17 protein-coding genes and 2 tRNA genes are annotated in these 19,080 nt (G+C 65.7%); 10 read left to right on the top strand and 9 right to left on the bottom strand.

The genetic code is table 11. The annotated features are described in order from the left end of the window. The first annotated feature begins 28 nt into the window (after positions 1 to 28). From DOM45_RS10700 to DOM45_RS10670, 7 genes are all read left to right on the top strand, one after another. Positions 29 to 1,462, top strand: a complete 1,434-nt coding sequence (locus DOM45_RS10700) for an N-acyl-D-amino-acid deacylase family protein (protein ID WP_110600266.1) — start codon at positions 29 to 31, stop codon at positions 1,460 to 1,462. Between the two features lie 137 nt (positions 1,463 to 1,599). Further along, entirely contained in the window at positions 1,600 to 2,685 is a 1,086-nt protein-coding gene (locus tag DOM45_RS10695; RefSeq protein ID WP_110600264.1) for a TRAP transporter substrate-binding protein, read from the top strand. A 61-nt stretch (positions 2,686 to 2,746) separates the two neighbouring features. Then, on the top strand, positions 2,747 to 3,217 hold the full coding sequence (locus DOM45_RS10690; protein ID WP_157958398.1) for a TRAP transporter small permease subunit: 471 nt from the start codon (positions 2,747 to 2,749) through the stop codon (positions 3,215 to 3,217). Between the two features lie 94 nt (positions 3,218 to 3,311). Further along, on the top strand, positions 3,312 to 4,628 hold the full coding sequence (locus DOM45_RS10685; RefSeq protein ID WP_157958397.1) for a TRAP transporter large permease: 1,317 nt from the start codon (positions 3,312 to 3,314) through the stop codon (positions 4,626 to 4,628). Between the two features lie 73 nt (positions 4,629 to 4,701). Next, positions 4,702 to 5,703, top strand: a complete 1,002-nt coding sequence (gene dgcN / locus DOM45_RS10680; protein WP_110600258.1) for an N-acetyltransferase DgcN — start codon at positions 4,702 to 4,704, stop codon at positions 5,701 to 5,703. Continuing rightward, entirely contained in the window at positions 5,697 to 6,677 is a 981-nt protein-coding gene (gene dgcA, locus DOM45_RS10675) for an N-acetyl-D-Glu racemase DgcA (protein WP_205909430.1), read from the top strand. The genes dgcN and dgcA overlap by 7 nt, the downstream gene beginning before the upstream one ends. Before the next feature lie 33 nt (positions 6,678 to 6,710). Beyond that, on the top strand, positions 6,711 to 7,583 hold the full coding sequence (locus tag DOM45_RS10670) for a D-amino-acid transaminase (RefSeq protein ID WP_240612355.1): 873 nt from the start codon (positions 6,711 to 6,713) through the stop codon (positions 7,581 to 7,583). A gap of 98 nt (positions 7,584 to 7,681) precedes the next feature. Here the strand turns inward: DOM45_RS10670 and DOM45_RS10665 are convergent. From DOM45_RS10665 to DOM45_RS10625, 9 genes are all read right to left on the bottom strand, one after another. After that, positions 7,682 to 7,758 (bottom strand) — tRNA-Met (locus DOM45_RS10665). 105 nt (positions 7,759 to 7,863) lie between these two features. Further along, a complete protein-coding gene (ychF, locus tag DOM45_RS10660) occupies positions 7,864 to 8,955 on the bottom strand; it encodes a redox-regulated ATPase YchF (RefSeq protein ID WP_110600256.1) in 1,092 nt (363 codons plus the stop codon). A 157-nt stretch (positions 8,956 to 9,112) separates the two neighbouring features. Continuing rightward, positions 9,113 to 9,694 carry an aminoacyl-tRNA hydrolase gene (pth, locus tag DOM45_RS10655; RefSeq protein WP_110600254.1) on the bottom strand — a complete coding sequence of 194 codons (582 nt, stop codon included), beginning with the start codon at positions 9,692 to 9,694 and terminating at the stop codon, positions 9,113 to 9,115. 34 nt (positions 9,695 to 9,728) lie between these two features. After that, complete coding sequence (locus DOM45_RS10650; protein WP_110600252.1) at positions 9,729 to 10,376, bottom strand: 50S ribosomal protein L25/general stress protein Ctc; 648 nt, start codon at positions 10,374 to 10,376, stop codon at positions 9,729 to 9,731. 154 nt (positions 10,377 to 10,530) lie between these two features. Further along, positions 10,531 to 11,472: a ribose-phosphate pyrophosphokinase gene (locus DOM45_RS10645; RefSeq protein ID WP_198655830.1), complete on the bottom strand. Its 942-nt coding sequence runs from the start codon at positions 11,470 to 11,472 to the stop codon at positions 10,531 to 10,533. A 258-nt stretch (positions 11,473 to 11,730) separates the two neighbouring features. Then, positions 11,731 to 11,805, bottom strand: a tRNA-Gln gene (locus DOM45_RS10640). Between the two features lie 139 nt (positions 11,806 to 11,944). Continuing rightward, complete coding sequence (gene ispE / locus DOM45_RS10635; RefSeq protein WP_110600248.1) at positions 11,945 to 12,829, bottom strand: 4-(cytidine 5'-diphospho)-2-C-methyl-D-erythritol kinase; 885 nt, start codon at positions 12,827 to 12,829, stop codon at positions 11,945 to 11,947. Then, the gene (gene lolB, locus DOM45_RS10630) at positions 12,826 to 13,524 is read right to left on the bottom strand and encodes a lipoprotein insertase outer membrane protein LolB (protein WP_110600246.1); all 699 of its coding nucleotides are present in this window, start codon (positions 13,522 to 13,524) and stop codon (positions 12,826 to 12,828) included. Before lolB ends, ispE begins: the two co-directional genes overlap by 4 nt. A 112-nt stretch (positions 13,525 to 13,636) precedes the next feature. Further along, a complete protein-coding gene (locus DOM45_RS10625; protein WP_110600487.1) occupies positions 13,637 to 15,355 on the bottom strand; it encodes a tetratricopeptide repeat protein in 1,719 nt (572 codons plus the stop codon). Between the two features lie 466 nt (positions 15,356 to 15,821). On the opposite strand from DOM45_RS10625, the gene hemA reads away from it, so the two are divergent. Genes hemA through prmC form a run of 3 tightly spaced genes read left to right on the top strand, consistent with a single transcriptional unit; the run spans position 15,822 to position 19,028 of the window. Next, positions 15,822 to 17,096, top strand: coding sequence for a glutamyl-tRNA reductase (gene hemA, locus DOM45_RS10620; protein WP_110600244.1), 1,275 nt, complete (start codon positions 15,822 to 15,824; stop codon positions 17,094 to 17,096). Between the two features lie 16 nt (positions 17,097 to 17,112). Continuing rightward, positions 17,113 to 18,198: a peptide chain release factor 1 gene (gene prfA, locus DOM45_RS10615; protein ID WP_110600242.1), complete on the top strand. Its 1,086-nt coding sequence runs from the start codon at positions 17,113 to 17,115 to the stop codon at positions 18,196 to 18,198. Further along, positions 18,198 to 19,028 (top strand): peptide chain release factor N(5)-glutamine methyltransferase, encoded by an 831-nt coding sequence (prmC, locus tag DOM45_RS10610; protein WP_110600240.1) that lies wholly within the window; start codon positions 18,198 to 18,200, stop codon positions 19,026 to 19,028. Before prfA ends, prmC begins: the two co-directional genes overlap by 1 nt. Positions 19,029 to 19,080: the final 52 nt, after the last annotated feature.

The raw sequence follows: 19,080 nt of genomic DNA, 5'->3' as shown, positions 1-19,080 counted from the left end.
GGCCGTATCTCGCCATCAGGAGAGCAACATGACATTCGATGTGATCATTCGTCGTGCCCAGGTCGTCGACGGAACGGGACGCGAGCCCTTCGTTGCCGATGTCGGCGTCAAGGGCGAGCGAATCGCGGCGATCGGCGACCTGGATGCGACCCAGGCCGCACAGGTGGTCGAGGCGGCGGGGCGGTATCTCTCCCCGGGCTTCATCGACGTGCATACTCACGACGATAGTTGCGCGATTCGCCAACCGGAGATGCGCCCCAAGATCAGCCAGGGCATCACCACCGTCATCGTCGGCAACTGCGGTATCAGTGCCTCGCCGGTCAAGATCGACGGTGAGGTACCGGACCCGATGAACCTGCTGGGCGAGGCCGACGACTTCTTCGACACCTTCGGGGACTTCGCCTCGGCCGTGGACGCCGCCATGCCCGCCGTCAACGTGGCGGCGCTGATCGGTCATACCACGCTGCGGGCGGGCGTGATGGATCGTTTCGATCGGCCTGCCAGCGAGGTCGAGATCGAGGCCATGCGCGAGACGCTGCGCGCGGCACTGCGGGCGGGGGCGATCGGCCTGAGCACGGGGCTCGCCTACACCAACGCGCGTCAGGCACCGATGCGAGAGGTCAAGGCGCTGGTCGAGGTCGTCGGCGAAGCGGGCGGGATCTACACCACCCACATGCGCAACGAGCGTGAAGCTCTGTTCGAGGCGATGGACGAGGCCTTCGAGACGGCCCGGCATGGGCAGGTACCGCTGGTGATCTCCCACCTGAAGTGCGCCGACATCGACAACTGGGGCAAAAGCGAACACGCGATCGAGAAGCTCGAGCAGGCTGCGCAACGCCAGCCCTGCCATTGCGACTGCTATCCGTACGCTGCCTGTTCCACCACGCTCGATCTGTGGCGGGTGTCGGACCAGTTCGACATCCTGGTCACCTGGTCGAAGCCACATCCCGAACAGGGCCGGCGACTGCTGTCCGCCATCGCCGAGGAGTGGGGCGTGGCTCTGACCGAGGCGGCACGCCGACTGATGCCGGCCGGCGCGATCTACCACAACATGGACGAGCGCGACGTGCGCCGCGTGCTGGCGCATCCGTTGACCATGATCGGCTCCGATGGCCTGCCGAGCGATCCCAACCCGCACCCGCGACTCTGGGGCAGTTTTCCCCGGGTGATCGGCCACTACTGTCGCGACGAGGGGCTCTTCTCGCTGCCCGAAGCGATCCGCAAGATGACGTCGATGTCGGCGGCCCGTTTCGGCCTGACCGATCGCGGCGAGATTCGCGAGGGGGCATTCGCCGACCTGACCCTGTTCGATTTCGACACCATTCGCGATGGCGCCAGTTTCGTCGAGCCGACCACGCCGGCGGTGGGGATCGATTGGGTCATGGTCAACGGCAACGAGGCCTGGGTCGATGGCGACGTGCGCCGGCGTGCCGGTCGGCTTCTCCGGCGCGAGGGACCGTGACGCCGGCAACCCGTTAACACCGGGTTATGGGCTGTCGACGAAAAAGCATGAGACAGCTGCGTGTCGGATCGCTGACACTTTTTTGGCGGGCTTGGCGACGAGCTCGACGACAATGACAACGAAAACGAGGTTACCCCATGTATTTGACTCATCCTGAATCCCGCCGCTGGCGCCAGCTGATTTCGGCCGCCGCCGTCAGCCTGGCCGTGGGTGCGACAGTCGCCATGGCACCCGCTCCCGCTGCCGCGGAAACGCTGACCTACGCCACCAATACCGCACCGAACGGCCTGCGTGGCGCCGCCGAGAAAGGCTTTCTCGATGCGCTCAACGAGGTCTCCGGCGGCGAGATAGAAGTGGTGCCTTATTGGGGCGCGTCGGTCATGCAGGGCGACGAGATTCTTGGTGGCGTCAGCAACGGTGTCGCCGACATGGGCTACATCAACATCAACTACTATCCCAACCGGTTGTTGCTGAACGGGGCTTTCCAGCTCTTCCCCGAAGGGCCAGAAGATTACGCCGACATCATGTCGGTCTATCACGACGTCTATGACCAGGTGCCCCAGTTGCGAGAGGAGTTCTCCCAGCAGGGACAGCACATCATCTACATCTACCCCTATCTGCCCTATGCCGGGGTCTTTCGCGAGCCGGTGACGTCGTTCGACGATTTTCGCGGCAAGCGTGTCCGGGCTTCCAGCCAGTGGATGCTCAACCTGCTGGGGGATCTGGGAGCGACGCCGGTGTCGGTGCCGTGGAGCGACACCTACCAGTCGCTGCAGTCGGGCGCCATCGATGGCGTCTTCACCAATTACGACAGCCTCAACCGGACCGGCATGGACGAGGTCGCGCCGAACATCCTCACCTCGCGCCGACTGTGGCTCGCGGTTCCCATGATCCTGACCATCAACCAGCGCAAGTGGGACGCCATGTCCCCGCAGATGCAGGGCTGGTTCGAACAGGCCGCGGCGCAGGCGGAGAAGACCTTTGGCGAATACTACGACAACGAGTTCGATCGCATCGTCAAGGCGCAGCAGGACGCCGGCTATACGGTGACGGCCGCGTCGGACGAGGATATCGAGAAGTTCGTGTCATTGCCGGCGGTGGCATCCAACCGCGAGACCTGGATTCAGAGTGCCGAGAAGGCCGGCGCCGAAAAGCCCGCGCAGATCATCGAGCGAATGAAGGCGATCATCGACGCCGGCTCGGGTGGCGTGGCCCATGACTGAGCGGGCGCAGCATGAGCCGCGAGCGGGGACGGAGGCTCGACGGTCGCGGAGGCCGCGTCTGTTGACCCTGCTCAATCGCGGCCTGGCCGAACTGTGTGGCTGGCTGTTGATCGTGGTGGTGCTGTTCATGGTCGTCGATCTGGTGGCGCGGGGATTCTCCCGCCCCCTCTACGGCGTCTCCGAGCTGGCCATGTTCACCATGATCGCGATCGTCTATCTCGGGCTCTCCCACGCCGAGGAGCAGGACGCCCACATCCGCGTCGAATGGTTGCCGGAACGGCTGCAGGGTGTGGCCGGACGCTCTCTCAACGGCTTCGTCACCCTGGTGTCGCTGGTCACGATCGTGATCGTCGGCTGGGCGGTGTGGCATAACGCCATCGGTGCGTTCGACAGCCGCCAGGCGATTGCCGGGCCGCGTCCGATCCTCGTCTACCCGATCAAGTTCGTGATGTTCGCCGCGCTCGCCCTGTATGGCCTCCAACTCTTCCGCAGCTTGTCGCGCCAGTTCAGGCGGGCAGCGCACGACGAGTGAGCGATAGCCGGGTCTTGCCGGGCGGGGCGCGACGATTCGGCCGACAGCGCCGGCCGGGTCTCTCGACAGTCTTATTCTGAACACGGGTATGATCATGGATTTCACGCTGATAGGTATCGGCGGCATTGCGGTGCTGCTGCTGCTGTTGGTCATGGGTGTGCCGCTGGCCATCAATTTCCTGCTGGTCGGCTTCATCGGTATCGCCACGCTGCTGACGCCGTCCAGCGCATCATCACTGCTGGGCGACACCATGTATACGGCCATCGCCTCACCGACCTTTACCGTCTTGCCGCTATTCGTGCTGATGGGGGCGCTGGCGGCGGCCAGTGGTTTTGCCGAGCAGGCCTACAAGGGGATCCACCGGCTGGCGGCGAGGGTGCCGGGGTCGCTGGCGGTGGCCACGGCGTTCGGTAGCGCGGCCTTTTCCACGGTCTGCGGCTCTTCTCTGGCCACGGCCAGCGTATTCGGTCGTATCGCCTATCCCGAGATGCGACGCTACGGCTACGACAAGCGCTTCGCGCTGGGCAGTATCGCCTGCTCCGGATCGTTGGCGGCGATGATCCCGCCCAGCGGCATGTTCATCCTGTTCTCGATCTTCACCGGCGTGTCGGTCGGCCAGCTGTTCATGGCGGGCATTCTCCCGGGCATTCTGACCGCGGTCGTCTATACGCTCTCGATCGTGTGGCGCGCCAAACGCCATCCGCAGCTGGCGCCGATCGATGCCGAGGAGCGCGAGGTGACGGTGCGTGACCGAGTACGTGGCGTGCGGGACCTGTGGCAGATACTCGCGCTCGGCGGCGTGGTCATCGGCGGCATGTACAGCGGCCTGTTCACGGCGACCGAAGCGGGTGCCATCGGCGCGCTCGGGGCGCTGCTGCTGGGCCTGGCCGGCGGCCCGTTGCGCTCGATGCCGAGGCTGCGCGGGGCGCTGCGCGAATCGGCGGGCATCACCACGACGCTGTTCTTCATCATCATCGCGGCGCTGTTCTTCAGTCGCTTCCTGGGCCTGACACGCATCCCGTTCGAGATATCCAGTTTCATGGTCTCCTGGGACGTGCCCTCATGGATGGTGCTGGGCCTGATCCTGCTCATCTGGTTTCTGATGGGGATGGTGGTGGTGCCGGCCGCCGCCTTCGCGCTGACGCTGCCGATCGTGTTTCCCATCGTTGTGGAGCTGGGCTATCACCCGGTATGGTTCTGCGTTATCGCCATGAAAATGTGCGAGATCGCCGGCGTGACCCCGCCCGTGGGACTCAATGCCTTCGCGCTGGCGGGCGCGGCCGGCAAGGGCGTCAAGATCAACGAAGTGTTTGCCGGGGTCTGGCCATTCGTGCTGTGTGACCTGATCGTGCTGGCACTGCTGTTGGCATTTCCCGCCATTTCCCTGTTCTTGCCGGAAACCATGATGTAATGGCGTCGTCATGATCGCGGTGCCACCACTCGAGACACTGCACCAACCGAGACATTGGATAGAGATAACCCTCATGCTCAAGACCCCTTATCTGCTTTTTCTGGGCGATGTGCCCGACCCGTTGTCCGCCAAGGTGGCGCAGGGCATCCGTGACTGGCGTCCGGAATATGCGTTGGGTCAGTATCGGTTGCCGGGCTGCCAGGCGGACATGAAACTTCCCGACCTGACCATTGCCGAAGCGGTGGCGCAGGGCGCCCAGACGCTGGTGATCGGCGCGGCCAATCGTGGCGGGGTGATCTCCCGCAGCTGGATCGCGGTGCTCGAGGAGGCGCTGGCCGCCGGGATGGATATCGCTTCCGGTCTGCACAATCTGCTGCGTGACGAGCCGGTGCTGGTCGAGGCCGCGCGCGAGCATGGCGGGCGCCTCGTCGACGTGCGCGTGCCCCAGGTCCAGTACCCGATCGGCGACGGCAAGCCGCGTCGGGGCAAGCGTTGCCTGGCGGTGGGAACGGACTGCTCCATCGGCAAGATGTACACGGCGCTGGCGCTGGATATCGCGTTGCGCGAACGCGGCGTGAAGTCGAGCTTCCGCGCCACCGGCCAGACCGGGATCCTGATCACCGGCGAGGGCGTGCCGCTGGATGCCGTCGTCGCCGACTTCATGGCCGGTTCGATCGAGTGGCTGACGCCGGACAACGACGAAGACCACTGGGACATCATCGAAGGGCAGGGCAGCCTGTTTCATCCCTCCTACTCCGGCGTGACGCTGGCGCTGATCCACGGCGGCCAGCCCGATGCGCTGATCCTGTGTCACGAGCCGACCCGCACGCACATGCGCGGCCTGCCCCATTACTCGCTGCCGACGCTCGAACAGCTGCGCGATACCGCGCTGCCGCTGGCCCAGGTGGTGAATCCCGCCTGCCAGGTCGTCGGCGTGTCGGTCAACACCGCCGCCATGCCCGCCGACGAGGCGGATCGCTATCTCGAGGCGCTCGAGTCGCGGCTGGGGCTGCCGTGCGTCGACCCCTATCGCCAGGGCGCCGAGCGACTGGCGGAGGCGGTGGCGGCATGTTGAGGCTGAGCGTCGAGGAGCAGGTCTTCCCCCTCGCCGAGGTGTTCACCATCTCCCGCGGCTCGCGCACCGACGCGCGGGTCGTGGTGGCGACCCTGAGCGACGGCGTTCATGCCGGGCGCGGCGAGTGCGTGCCCTATGCGCACTATGGCGAGTCGGTGGCGAGCGTCATCGCGCAGATCGAATCGCTGCAGGACGAGCTGGCCCACGGGCTGGATCGTGAGGCGCTGCAGGCCCGGCTGCCGGCCGGGGCGGCACGTAACGCGGTGGATTGCGCGTTCTGGGATCTCGAGGCCAAGCGCAGCGGAACGCCGGTCTGGCAACTCGCCGGGCTGTCGGCACCCGTGGCCGAGATCACGGCTTTCACGCTCTCGCTCGATAGCCCGGCGGTGATGCGCGACAAGGCGAGGCGTCACGCCGCGCGCCCCCTGTTGAAGCTGAAGCTGGGCGGGGAGGGCGATATCGAGCGGCTGCGGGCGGTGCGCGAGGGAGCGCCGGATGCGCGGATCATCGTCGACGCCAACGAGGGATGGGATCGCGAGGCCTATCAACGTCTGGCGCCGGCCCTGCTCGAGCTGGGAATCGAGATGGTGGAGCAGCCGCTGCCGGCCGCGGATGACGCGGCACTGGCGGAGATCGAGCGGCCGTTGCCGGTGTGTGCCGACGAGGCCTGTCACGACCGCAGCTCCCTGGCGGCGCTGACGGGGCGCTACGACATGATCAATATCAAGCTCGACAAGACCGGTGGTTTGACCGAAGCTCTGGCGCTCAAGCGCGAGGCGCAGGCCCTGGGATTCGAGGTGATGGTGGGGTGCATGGTGGGGTCGTCGCTGTCGATGGCACCGGCACTGCTGGTGGCCCAGGGGGCGGCCGTGGTCGATCTCGACGGGCCGCTGCTGCTGGCCCGGGATCGCGAGCCTGGCATGCGTTTCGACGCCGCAGGCATCCACCCGGCTTCGCCGCACCTGTGGGGCTGAAGGGGCGCGTCGCGCGAGGATCGAGACAAGAGAATGGATGAGATGACACAGCGCACGGTGTACGTGAATGGCGACTACGTCGCGGAGCGGGACGCCACGGTATCGATCTTCGACCGGGGGTTCCTGCTCGCCGATGGCGTCTACGAGGTCTCTTCGGTGCTGGGCGGCAAGCTGGTCGACTTCCCCGGCCACATGGGGCGCCTGAAACGCTCCGCCGCCGCGCTCGAGATAGCGCTTCCTTGGGATGATGAGGCGCTGCTGGCGATCCACCGCGAGCTGATTCGGCGCAATGCGCTGGACGAGGGGATGGTCTACCTCCAGTTGACCCGAGGCAGCGCCGGCGACCGGGATTTTCACTACCCCGACGCCGATACCCAGCCCACGCTGGTGCTGTTCACCCAGGCCAAGTCGCTGGTCGACGCCCGCAGTGGCCGGGAGGGTATCCGCGTGGCCACGCAGCCGGACTGGCGCTGGGCACGGCGTGATATCAAGACGGTGCAACTGCTCTATCCCGCCATGGCCAAGATGGCGGCGAAGGCGGCCGGGGCCGATGATGCCTGGTTGGTCGAGGACGGCATGGTGACCGAAGGGGCTTCCAACAATGTGTGGATGCTGACGCACGACGCCACCCTGGTGACCCGCGAGCTCTCATCCGCCATTTTGCCGGGCATTACCCGGGCCGCCGTCATGACGCTCGCCGAGACGCTGGCACTGCAGCTCGAGGAGCGGGCGTTCAGCGTCGATGAGGCACAGCAGGCCAGGGAGTGCTTCGTGACGTCGGCCTCCTCGTTCGTGACACCGGTCATCGCGATCGATGGGGTCCCGGTCGGCGATGGTCGCGCCGGCGAGGTGGCCCGGCGCCTGCGAGCGGCGTATATCGAGGAGAGTCGCCGCCGCGCCCTCTAAGCCACCGTCGGCCGGCTCGAGCGAGTCGGCCGACGCCGGACCAGCCGGAAACGACAAGGCCCGCCGATCGCGAGAACGGCGGGCCTTGTCGTGATATCTGGTGGCTACGCCCTGATTCGAACAGGGGACCCCATCATTATGAGTGATGTGCTCTAACCAGCTGAGCTACGTAGCCTCAAGGGGCAAATCGAGTCGCCCGACAACGGTTGCGAATACTACCATAACCCGATGAAACGTCAACGCTTTCCGAAATCCACATTCAGTTCGGGGGCGGCCCCGGCTAGACGTTGAAGCGGAAGTGCATCACGTCGCCGTCCTGGACCACGTAGGCCTTGCCTTCCAGGCGCCACTTGCCGGCTTCCTTGGCGCCGTTCTCGCCGCCGAGGGCGACGAAGTCGTCGTAGCTGACCACTTCGGCGCGAATGAAGCCCTTCTCGAAGTCGGTGTGGATCACGCCCGCCGCCTGGGGTGCGGTGGCGCCGACCTTGACCGTCCACGCCCGAACTTCCTTCACGCCCGCGGTGAAGTAGGTCTGCAGGCCCAGCAGGCCATAGCCGGCGCGAATGACGCGATCGAGTCCGGGCTCTTCCATGCCCATCTCGTCGAGGAACATGGCGCGCTCCTCGTCCTCGAGCTCGGCGATCTCCGCTTCCAGCTTGTTGCAGACCGGCACCACGACGGCGTTCTCGCTGGCGGCGATACGGCGCACCGTATCGAGATGGGGGTTGTTCTCGAAGCCGTCCTCGTTGACGTTGGCGATGTACATGGTCGGCTTGAGCGTCAGGAAACCGAAGCTGCGCAGCTGGCGCTGTTCCTCCTCGTCCAGGCCGAAGCTGCGCAGCGGTTGACCCTCGGCGAGATGGGGCTGGATGCGGTCGAGGATTGCCTTGGTGGCGATCGCCTCCTTGTCGCCGCCCTTGACCACCCGGGTCAGACGCTGGATCGAACGCTCCACCGCGTCGAGATCGGCCAGCGCGAGCTCGAGGTTGATGGTCTCGATATCGGCGGTGGGGTCGACCTGGTTGGCGACGTGGATGACGTTGTCGTCATCGAAGCAGCGCACCACGTGGGCGATGGCGTCGGTCTCGCGGATATTGGCCAGAAACTGGTTGCCCAGGCCCTCGCCCTTGGAGGCGCCCTCGACCAGGCCGGCGATATCGACGAACTCCATGGTGGTCGGCACCACTTTTTCCGGCTTGACGATCTCGGCCAGCTTGTCGAGCCGCGGGTCGGGCATCGGCACGATACCGGTGTTGGGTTCGATGGTGCAGAAGGGGAAGTTCTCGGCGTCGATGCCGGAGCGCGTCAAGGCGTTGAAGAGCGTCGACTTGCCGACGTTGGGTAGGCCGACGATGCCGCAATTGAAACCCATAAAATGTATCCGAGTTGATGTGCAGGAAAAGCTGAAAGAGAGGCTCGCTATTCTACGGGACACTGCAGCAGAAGGAATAGGAAAGAACGGCGCTGCGCACCGGGAAGCAACGCGCCCGAATGCCGAGGCAGTCCTGTTTCGTTCTCTTTCCCGTTGCTCAGCTCTTGAAGCTGTGCAGGCGATTCATCGCCTTGGCCCATTGGCCGTCGAGGGCGTCGGGGAGGGTGTGCACGGTTTCGAGAAGCGCATCGTCGATGGCCTGGCGCTCCGCCTTGCCGGGACGCCCGAGCACGTAGTTGGTGACCAGCTTGGCGCTGCCGGGATGGCCGATGCCGATGCGGAGGCGGTGAAAACCGTTGGTATTGCCCAGCGCGCTGACGATGTCGCGCAGACCGTTGTGCCCGCCGTGTCCGCCACCCGTCTTGTAACGAGCGCAGCCGGGAGCGATATCGAGCTCGTCATGGGCGACGAGAAGCTCGTCCGGGGCGATCTTGAAGAACTGGCACAGCGCGGCCACGGAGGCGCCGCTGCGATTCATGAAAGTGGTGGGGTTGAGCAGGTGCAGGTCGTGCCCGCTCAGACGGATCTTGGCATACAGACCCAGAAACTTGCGCTCGGGACGCAGCGTCTGCGCTGCGTCCCTCGCGAGTTGCTCGACCAGCCAGGCGCCGGCATTGTGGCGAGTGTCTTCGTATTCCGGCCCCGGGTTACCGAGACCAATGATCGCTTTCACTACCATGCCGACTGCCTGTTATCCGGTCTTTGACGCAAGATTATGCGTCGCCTTTCGGCTCGCCATCTTCGTCGACGCCTTCACCGGCGACTTCGTCGTCGCGCGACACGGTCGGGTGCGTCACGCTGACGACGCCGGCATCGTGCTCTTCGCCATGGGTCAGCTCGACCAGGGTCACACCTTCCGGCAGCTTGAGGTCGGAGAGGTGGATGGTCTCGCCGAGGCCCAGGTTGGCGACGTCGACTTCGAGGTACTCCGGCAGCTTGGACGGCAGGCAGCTGATCTGGACGTCGTTGTTGAGCACGTGGATCACGCCACCTTCGTCCTTGACGCCCTTGCAGCTCTCTTCGTTGAGGAAGTGCAGCGGGACGTTCAGGGTCAGCTCGTGGGTCGCATCGACGCGCATGAAGTCGGCATGAGTGATCAGCGCCTTGTACGGGTGACGCTGAAGATCACGGATGACGACCTGCTCGCTCTTGCCGTCGACCTTGATATCGATGACCGAGGAGAAGAACGCCTCGTCTTCGATCGCCTTGTAGAAGGCCGGCTTGTCGATGGTGATCGGCTGCGGGGCGGCTTCGCCACCGTAGATGATGGCGGCGACCTGTTCGTTCTTGCGGCGCAGGCGGCGGCTCGCACCTTTCCCCAGCTCCTTACGAACATTGGCGGTCAGGGTGTAATGGGACATTGATTGTCACCTCTAGTGGTCAAGTAAAGGAATCGGCATCGCCCGCGACCAGACGATGCCGTTCCAGCAGGGACCACCGCCATCATGGCAGTGGCCCACGTATCCACGCGCGCCTCGCTGTTCGCTCCCGTCCCGTTTCCGGTGTCGGGAGGGATCAGTGAAACATCGCGCTGACGGATTCTTCGTTACTGACACGCCGGATGGCTTCGGCAATCAGGCCGGCGACCGTCAATTGACGGATCTTGCCGCTGCGACGTGCAGGTTCGGAGAGCGGTATGGTATCGGCAACGACGAGTTCGTCAAGCACCGAGCCACTAATATTGTCCACCGCGGGTCCGGAAAGGATCGGATGCGTGGCGTACGCGACCACCCGACGGGCGCCGTGAGCCTTCAGCGCCTCGGCGGCCTTGCACAGGGTGCCGGCGGTATCGACCATGTCGTCGACCACCACGCAGGTGCGGTCCTGGATGTCGCCGATGATGTGCATCACCTGGGCCTGGTTGGCCTGCGGGCGGCGCTTGTCGATGATCGCCAGGTCGACGTTGAGCTGCTTGGCGATGGCGCGAGCGCGCACCACGCCGCCCACGTCGGGGGAGACCACTACCAGATCGTCGTAGTTCTGGCGCTCGATGTCGTCGAGCAGGATCGGCGAGCCGTAGACGTTGTCCACCGGCACGTCGAAGAAACCCTGGATCTGGTCGGCGTGGAGGTCCATGGTCATGACCCGGTCGACGCCGGCCTTGACCATCATGTCCGCCACGACCTTGGCCGAGATCGGCACGCGAGCGGAGCGTACGCGGCGATCCTGGCGGGCGTAGCCGAAGTAGGGCACCACCGCGGTGATCCGCGTTGCCGAAGCGCGGCGCAGCGCATCGACCATCAGGATCAGTTCCATCAGGTTGTCGTTGGTCGGCGCGCAGGTCGACTGGAGAATAAAGACGTCTTTACCGCGCACGTTTTCGTTGATCTCGACAGCGATTTCGCCATCGCTGAACTGGCCGACCGTGGCATGGCCGAGCCGGTTATCGAGACTCTCGGCTACCTTGGAGGCGAGTCCGACATTGGCGTTACCGGTAAAAACCATCAATTTAGACACGCGCGGCCACCTTTGGGAGCTGTTGAAGGTCAGTAGGGGACATTCGGTTCAAGCCAGGACGGGGGACAAGACTGCCGGTAGCGTACGAGACGAGAGGTTGCCGAAACACCATGCCAGCCCGCTTGCGATGCGGGGCGGCATCGAAGTCGCGCGTCGAGACGGCAGGGAAAAGAACCGCAACGTCGGTGGGGAAATCGTGTGGGCTGAGCGGCCATCGCGTCCCGGTTTCCGTTTGCAGGCTTGTCGAAATTCAGGAAGTGGCTGGGGTACCAGGATTCGAACCTGGGAATGCTGGTACCAGAAACCAGTGCCTTACCACTTGGCGATACCCCAGCAATCATCGGTCGCGCTCATTATGCGCAAAAGCGCAAACCGTTGGCTAGGTTTGAGGGCAAAACCAGTCGTGAAGTCGTCATTCGTCTGAAAAGACTGGTGAAAACCGCGTAGGTCACCGGTTTCCAGAGCGAAGACGTCACGCTTGGGCGTGACCCAAACCTTCGGCAAGATCCAACGCCTGGTGCAGCGGCGACAGATTGCAACCGCGGGCCTTGAAGGCTTGCCATTCATCCGGGACCTGCTGCAGTACCTGATCGGCCTGCGTTTCGCCGTCCAGCGGACAGAAGACGCAGGCGCCGGTCCCCGTCAGCATCGCGTTGCCGTACTGGCCAAGCCAGTCCAGCGCGCGATCGACCTCGGGATGAAGCGCTCGCACGATGCTCTCGCAGTCGTTGCGCCACACCGCTTCGGGGCCAGCCCCGTCGAGTGCGCGACGCATACTAATGACCGTGCTATCGCGTGTCAAACCGGGGTGGCCGAAAATCGCCGCCGTGGAGATTTCCACGCCAGGATGGAGGATGACGAACCAGGCGGGCTCGAGATCCACGGCACTCAAGCGCTCGCCAACGCCCTCCGCCCAGGCGGTGCGGCCCCGCACGAACACCGGAACATCGGCGCCCAGCTCCAGCCCCAGCGTCGCCAGCCGCTCGAGCCCGAGCCCGAGACCCCAGAGGCGGTCGAGCGCCAGTAGCGTGGTGGCGGCGTTGGAGCTGCCGCCTCCCAGTCCGCCACCCATCGGTAGGCGCTTCTCCAGGGTGATGGCCGCGCCCTGCCGACAGCCGGTCTCGCGCTGAAGCCGGCGGGCGGCGCGAACGATCAGGTTGTCCGCTTCGGCGACGCCGGCGAGTGCCGGCGACAAGACGATATCGGTTCCCCGGGGCTGCGTCTCGAACCGCAGCGTGTCGCCGCGATCCAGGATCTGGAACAGCGTCTGCAGCGAGTGATAGCCATCCTCGCGACGCCCGGTGATCCGCAGCAGCCGATTGAGCTTGGCCGGCGCGGGCAGCGTCAGCGATCTCATGGCGACCCGTCCGCCGCCGGTTCGGGCGCTTGGTCGCTGCCGCTCCCCGGTTGCCACTGGTTGACCACCAGCGTGGCGCGGATGTCATCGTAGGTCATGATCAGCCGGCTCGGCAGCCACAGCGAGTCGGCATAGGTCCAGTCCCGGTAGTGAATGGTCCAGCCATCCTGGCTCAGGGTCCGGGGGAAACCGAGTTCATCATCGCTCTGCTGATGGGGCCGGCCTGGCGCGGGGAGTCCTCGCACCCAGTAGTCCAGCGCCGATATCGGCAGCGACCAACCCAGCTGTTGCTGCATCAGCGCTTCCGGCGACGACGCCTCGAAACGACCATCGCCGGTGGTCAGGGTGACGGCGCCCCGGCGGCCTTCGAGGACGCTGCGTCCGGCACCGAAGGGGCCGCTGATCAGCATGCGGTAGTGATCGGGTGCCTGGGACCAGTCGAGGTTGGCACTGCGGCTCTCTTCGGCGGTACGTAGCCCGACCTTGCCGACCACCTTCCAGGTATCCAGCGCTGCCAGGTCCTGCTGTTGCCGCTGCCAGTCGTCAGGCTGCCGCGGCACGTCCGGGGCCGGGGCCTGTCCGGCGCAGCCGGCCAGCCAGGCCAGCAGAAGCAGCGCTCCCAGTGGCTGCCACCAGCGTCGAGACGGGAGCGACAGGTGGCGTGGCTGAACATTGGCGAAAAGGCTTGGAGACATGGCAGATTCCTGTCGGGTGCGGATGATTCCGGCGTGCATATTCGGGGCGCATACGATAACAGGGGCGCCAGGTGGTCACGAACTGCGAGTTCGTCCGCCTTGCCCCGGGGGACTATGGCTGCGGGGCCAACTGCGGATAGCGGGTCAACAGGTCGTCGATATCCGGATGGACTTCGCTGTCGGCGAGCGCGGACTTCACCAGGGCACGGGCCTCTTGCTGATGGTCGAGCACGACCAGCACTTCGGCGAGATGCGCGGCGACCTCCTGATCGGGTTGGCCGGCGTAGGCGCGGCGCAGATAGCCCAGCGCCTTGCGGGTCTCCCCGCGCTTGAAATATACCCACCCCAGGCTGTCGAGGATCGCCGGGCTCTGCGGCTCGAGGGCGTGAGCCCTTTCGATGAGTTCCTGCGCCTCGTCGTAGCTCTCGGTGGTCGTCGCCAGGGTATAGCCCAGGGCGTTGAGCGCGGCGGCGTTGTCTGGGTACCTGGCGATGAGTTGACGCATCTGGCTCATCATCGTCTCGACGTTGCCGCGTTCGAACTCGCGCATGGCGCGAGTGTAGAGGAGGTCGGCGTCGTCCGGGGCCTGCTCGAGGCTGCTGGCAAGCAGGGCATCTGCCGCCGCTGTCCGATCGACATTGTCGAGAGCCTGCAGGCCGATCTGGGTCAGCGCGACGCGTTGGCCGGGGTGGCGCAGAATCTCGATGCGCAGGAACTGCTGGGCCTCGTCGGCGCGACCGTTGGCGGTGAGCATACGGGTGGCCAGCGCACGCGAATCGAGGAAACCCGGGCCCACGGGTACCTGGCGGTAGTAAAGAAGGGCGTTTTCGATCTCGCCCTGGGTCTCGGCAATGCTGCCCAGCACCAGGTAGGTGGCCGGCGGCGTGTCATCGCGGTCGAGCAGCGGCAGCAGCAACCGACGAGCGGGTTCGATCGCTCCCGCGTCGAGATAGAGCTGAGCGAGGCCGATACGCAGCGACGGGGTTGCGTTGTGCCGTGCCAACAGTTGATCGATCTGACCTTCGGCGGCGGCGATGTCGCCATTGGCAATCTGGGCCTGGGCCAACGCCAGCAGGAACCGGTCGTCATCGGGTGAGAGCTCCTGGCCACGCCTTGCGGTAGCGGCGGCCTGGGCGTAGTCGCCGGCTTCGAGGGCGATCTGGGATCGGGCCAGCCAGAGCTCGGGTAGCTCGGCGTGTTGCCGTGTCAGACGTTTCAGACGCTGCTGGGCCTCGTCCACCCGGCCGTCGGCGGCCTCCAGCCGCGCCGTTGCCATCTGGGCATCGGCATTGTCCGGGAAGGTGGCGGTGAAGTCGCGCAACTGGGCAATCAGCGGCGGCAGTTCCGCTTGGGACTCCACCATCAGGTCGGCCAGATCGAGCAGTTGGGCATCTTCTCCTGCCCGGGCGAGTTCCAGTCTATGCTGCAGGGCCGCCGGCCAGTTGCCGCGGTCTATCGCGATCCCCGACAGCAGCTTTTCCGGGGCCGTATCCTCGGGTGCCAGTTGCTGCCAGCGCTCCGCCGTGGCATTCAGCAGCGCCGTGTCGTCGGTATAGCGCGCGGCCAGGGTGGCACGCTCGGCCAGGGGGGCGGAGCGGTAGCGCTCGGCCGCCGCCAGGTACCCAACCGCAGCACGATGAAAATCGCCGCGTTGGCCAGCCATCTCGGAGAGCAGTACCTGGGAGAGACCTTCGGCATCGAAGCCGCTGGAGACGGGCGGTGCCGTGGCTAACGGGTCATCGACAGGCGGCGACCCGGAACCGCCCGGCAGGCTCTCGCAGCCAGCCAACAGGACCGCGCAGATAGCGGCGGATAACAGACTTTTAGGCATGCGGCCCTCGAGATCGATCAATGGGTCCAGCATAGCGGCTGGCGGGCCGGGGTCAATCGCGGAGACGGCCGCCGCGGGCTTGATTCATTGCCTGCTAAGCGTCTTCCGGTTGTGCTAAAATGGCGCCGCTTCGCTCGACGGGTGACACATAGGCCTGTCCCCTGGGGCTGCGCGTCGAGTCCGCCCAGGCTTCGTTGGGTGACGGGATAAGGAAACGACCCTTATCGGCGTCCCGCGCCTTGCCTGACCGCACTTGGCGCAGCAACGCGGCTCGCGGCCTATAGTGTGAACGGGCCCCAGTTGGGGCCCGCCGTCGGCTGGCTGTCTCGGCGTCTTGGCCACTGGCCGGTCGCGAACATTGGTGGGGCGTCTGACGACCTGACATCCGTCGCGTTCCATCCCGGCACGCCGCATGATGCTTGAGGGCGCGAGGGCCGGGTCCACGCAAGAAAGTGACCGTGATTTCATGACGCTGCTAGCACTGGGTATCAATCATAGGACGGCCGCGGTCGACATGCGCGAGCGTGTCGCCTTCTCGCCGGCACAGCTCGAGTCCGCGCTGGCGCAGCTGCGGGCCCTGCCCGACGTGCGCGAGGCGGCGGTGCTCTCCACCTGCAACCGGACCGAGTTGTACTGCATCACCGTGGCCGAAGGTGAGCGTCAACTGCTGGAGTGGCTGGGGGCATTCCACGGCATGCCGGCCGAGGAGTTGCTGAACTGCGCCTATCACTATCACGAGGGCGAGGCCGCGAAACATCTGATGCGGGTGGCGGCCGGGCTGGACTCGATGGTCCTGGGCGAGCCGCAGATTCTCGGCCAGCTCAAGGATGCCTATCAGATCGCGCGTCAGCATGCGGGACTCGGCAGCGAGCTGGAGCGCCTCTTCCAGCATACCTTCTCCATCGCCAAGCAGGTCCGAAGCGAGACCTCGATCGGCGAAAACCCGGTTTCGGTCGCCTACGCGGCGGTCAGCCTGGCCAGCCGGATCTTCGACGATTTCAGTCGCGCCCGCGCTCTGCTGATCGGCGCCGGGGAGACGGTCGAGCTGGTCGCGCGCCATCTTCGCGAGGCGGGCATCATGGGGCTGACCGTCGCCAATCGTACCCTGGCGCGAGCCCAGGCGCTGGCCGACGACTGCGGTGGACGGGCGATCGAGCTCAGTGCCATCCCCCAGGCGCTGGAGCAGGCGGACATCGTGATCGCTTCCACGGCCAGCGAACTGCCGATCCTCGGCAAGGGCATGGTCGAGCGCGCGCTCAAGGTGCGCCGTCACCGGCCTATCTTCATGGTCGACATCGCGGTGCCGCGGGACATCGAACCCGAGGTGGGCGATCTCGACGATGTCTTCCTCTATAGCGTCGACGATCTGCAGCAGGTGATCGCCGAAAATCGCCGTCATCGCGAGGTCGCCGCGCGTCAGGCCGAGGCACTGATCGACAGTGGCGTCGAGCACTGGCTGCACCAGCGCCGGGTTCGCGGCGCCGGGGACCTGATTCGGCGTTATCGTCAGCACGGCGAGGCGCTGAGGCGCGACTCCGAAGCGGAAGCGCTGGCGCAACTGGCGCGCGGCGAGGATCCCGAGACGGTGATCAAGCGGCTCTCTCACCAGTTGGCCAACAAATTGATGCATGGCCCGACGCTGCGCCTGCGTGAAGCCTCGGGCCAGTCACGTCACGATATCATCCAGGCGGCCGATAACCTGCTCATCGAGGGGCCCGCCAAGACACAGGACTCGGTATGACAATACAGGAGTGGGCATGAAAGCGTCTTTGCGTGAACGACTCGACGCCTTCCAGGACCGCTTCGAGGAGCTGTCCGCGCTGCTTTCCGAGCCCGAGGTGATCGCCGATCAACCGCGTTTCCGGGACTACTCTCGCGAGTACGCCGAACTCGAGCCGCTGGTCGGGGCCTGGCTCGCCTATCGCCGCACCGAAGGCGACATCGAGGCGGCCGATCAGATGCGCCAGGACAGCGATCCGGAGATGCGCGAGATGGCCGAGGAGGAGTGGCGCTCGTCCCGAGCGGAACTCGAGGAGCTGGAGGAGGAGGTCAAGCGCCTGCTGGTGCCCAAAGACCCGGATGACGACAGCAACGTCTTCCTGGAAGTTCGCGCGGGCACCGGTGGCGACGAAGCCGCGCTGTTTGCCGGCGATCTGTTCCGGATGTATTCCCGTTACGCCGAGCGCCGGGGCTGGAAGGTCGAGGTGGTCAGTGCCAGCCATGGCGAGCAGGGCGGCTACAAGGAGATCATCGCGCGGGTCAAGGGCGATAACGTCTACGCGTCGTTGAAGTTCGAGTCCGGTGCGCACCGGGTACAGCGCGTCCCGGCCACGGAATCCCAGGGGCGTATCCACACCTCCGCTTGTACCGTCGCGGTCATGCCCGAGGCGAGCGAGGTCGGTGATGTCGATATCAACACCAACGATCTCCGCGTCGATACGTTCCGCTCCAGCGGCGCCGGCGGCCAGCACGTCAACACCACGGACTCCGCCATCCGTATCACCCATCTGCCGACCGGGCTGGTGGTCGAGTGTCAGGAGGAGCGCAGCCAGCACAAGAACCGGGCCAAGGCGATGTCGCTACTGGCGGCGCGACTCAAGCAGGCCGCGGTGGACTCGCAGCGCCAGCAGCAGGCCGATACCCGACGCTCGCTGGTGGGGTCGGGCGATCGCAGCGAGCGGATCCGAACCTACAACTTTCCCCAGGGGCGGCTCACCGACCACCGGATCAACCTGACGATCTACAAGCTGGGTGAGGTCGTTGCCGGCGATCTCGACGAAGTGATCAGACCGCTGGTCAACGAGTACCAGGCCGATCAACTGGCGGCCCTGCAGGGCGAGTGATGACGATCGACGAGGCCCTGCGCGAGGCGGCGGCGCGACTGGTGGCATCACCCACGGCGCGGCTCGACGCCGAGGTGCTGCTGGCCCATGTCTGCGCCGCCAACCGGACCTGGCTCTATACCTGGGGCGATCGTGAGCTGACGGCGGCGCAGCGGGAGCGCTTCCAGGCGCTGACCGCCCGCCGGGTCGAGGGCGTGCCGGTGGCTTATCTGGTCGGATCGCGGGAGTTCTGGGGACTGAGTCTCGAGACGTCGCCGGCGACGCTGATTCCCAGGCCGGATACCGAGTGTCTCGTCGAGGTGGCGCTCGAGGCGGCATCGACGCCCGCCGGCGAGCTGCTCGATCTGGGCACCGGCACCGGTGCCATCGCGCTCGCCTTTGCCAGTGAACGGCGTGAGTGGCAGGTTACCGGCGTCGATCTCTCGGCCGATGCGGTGACGCTGGCGCGACGCAATGGCCAACGGCTGGCGATAGCCAACGCCCGCTTTCTCCAGAGCGACTGGTTTTCCGCGCTGTCCGGGCATCGCTTCGACCTGATTCTCTCCAACCCCCCTTATATCGCGGAAGACGATCCGCATCTGCTGCTCGATGACGTCCGTTTCGAGCCACGCTCGGCACTGGTGGCGGAGGGGGCGGGGATGTCGGGTCTGGCCTGGCTGGTCGAGCGTGCGCCGGACTATTTGCGCCCGGCGGGGTGGCTATGGGTCGAGCACGGTCATCGCCAGGCGGGGCCGGTGCGACAGGCGCTGCGGGATCGCGGTTTTCGCGGCGTCGCGTCGCGGCGCGACCTGGCAGGCCACGAGCGGGTGAGCGGTGGCCAGTGGGGCTGACTCGAAATGCCGGCATTGGTCGTCAGCGTTGAACGAAGGTGACCGGGCTCGC

Origin of the sequence: Salinicola lusitanus, from assembly GCF_003206045.1 — a bacterium.
GTDB lineage: Bacteria > Pseudomonadota > Gammaproteobacteria > Pseudomonadales > Halomonadaceae > Salinicola > Salinicola lusitanus.
The sequence above is the reverse complement of the archived record's forward strand: the minus strand, read 5'-3'. Positions and strand labels throughout refer to the sequence as shown.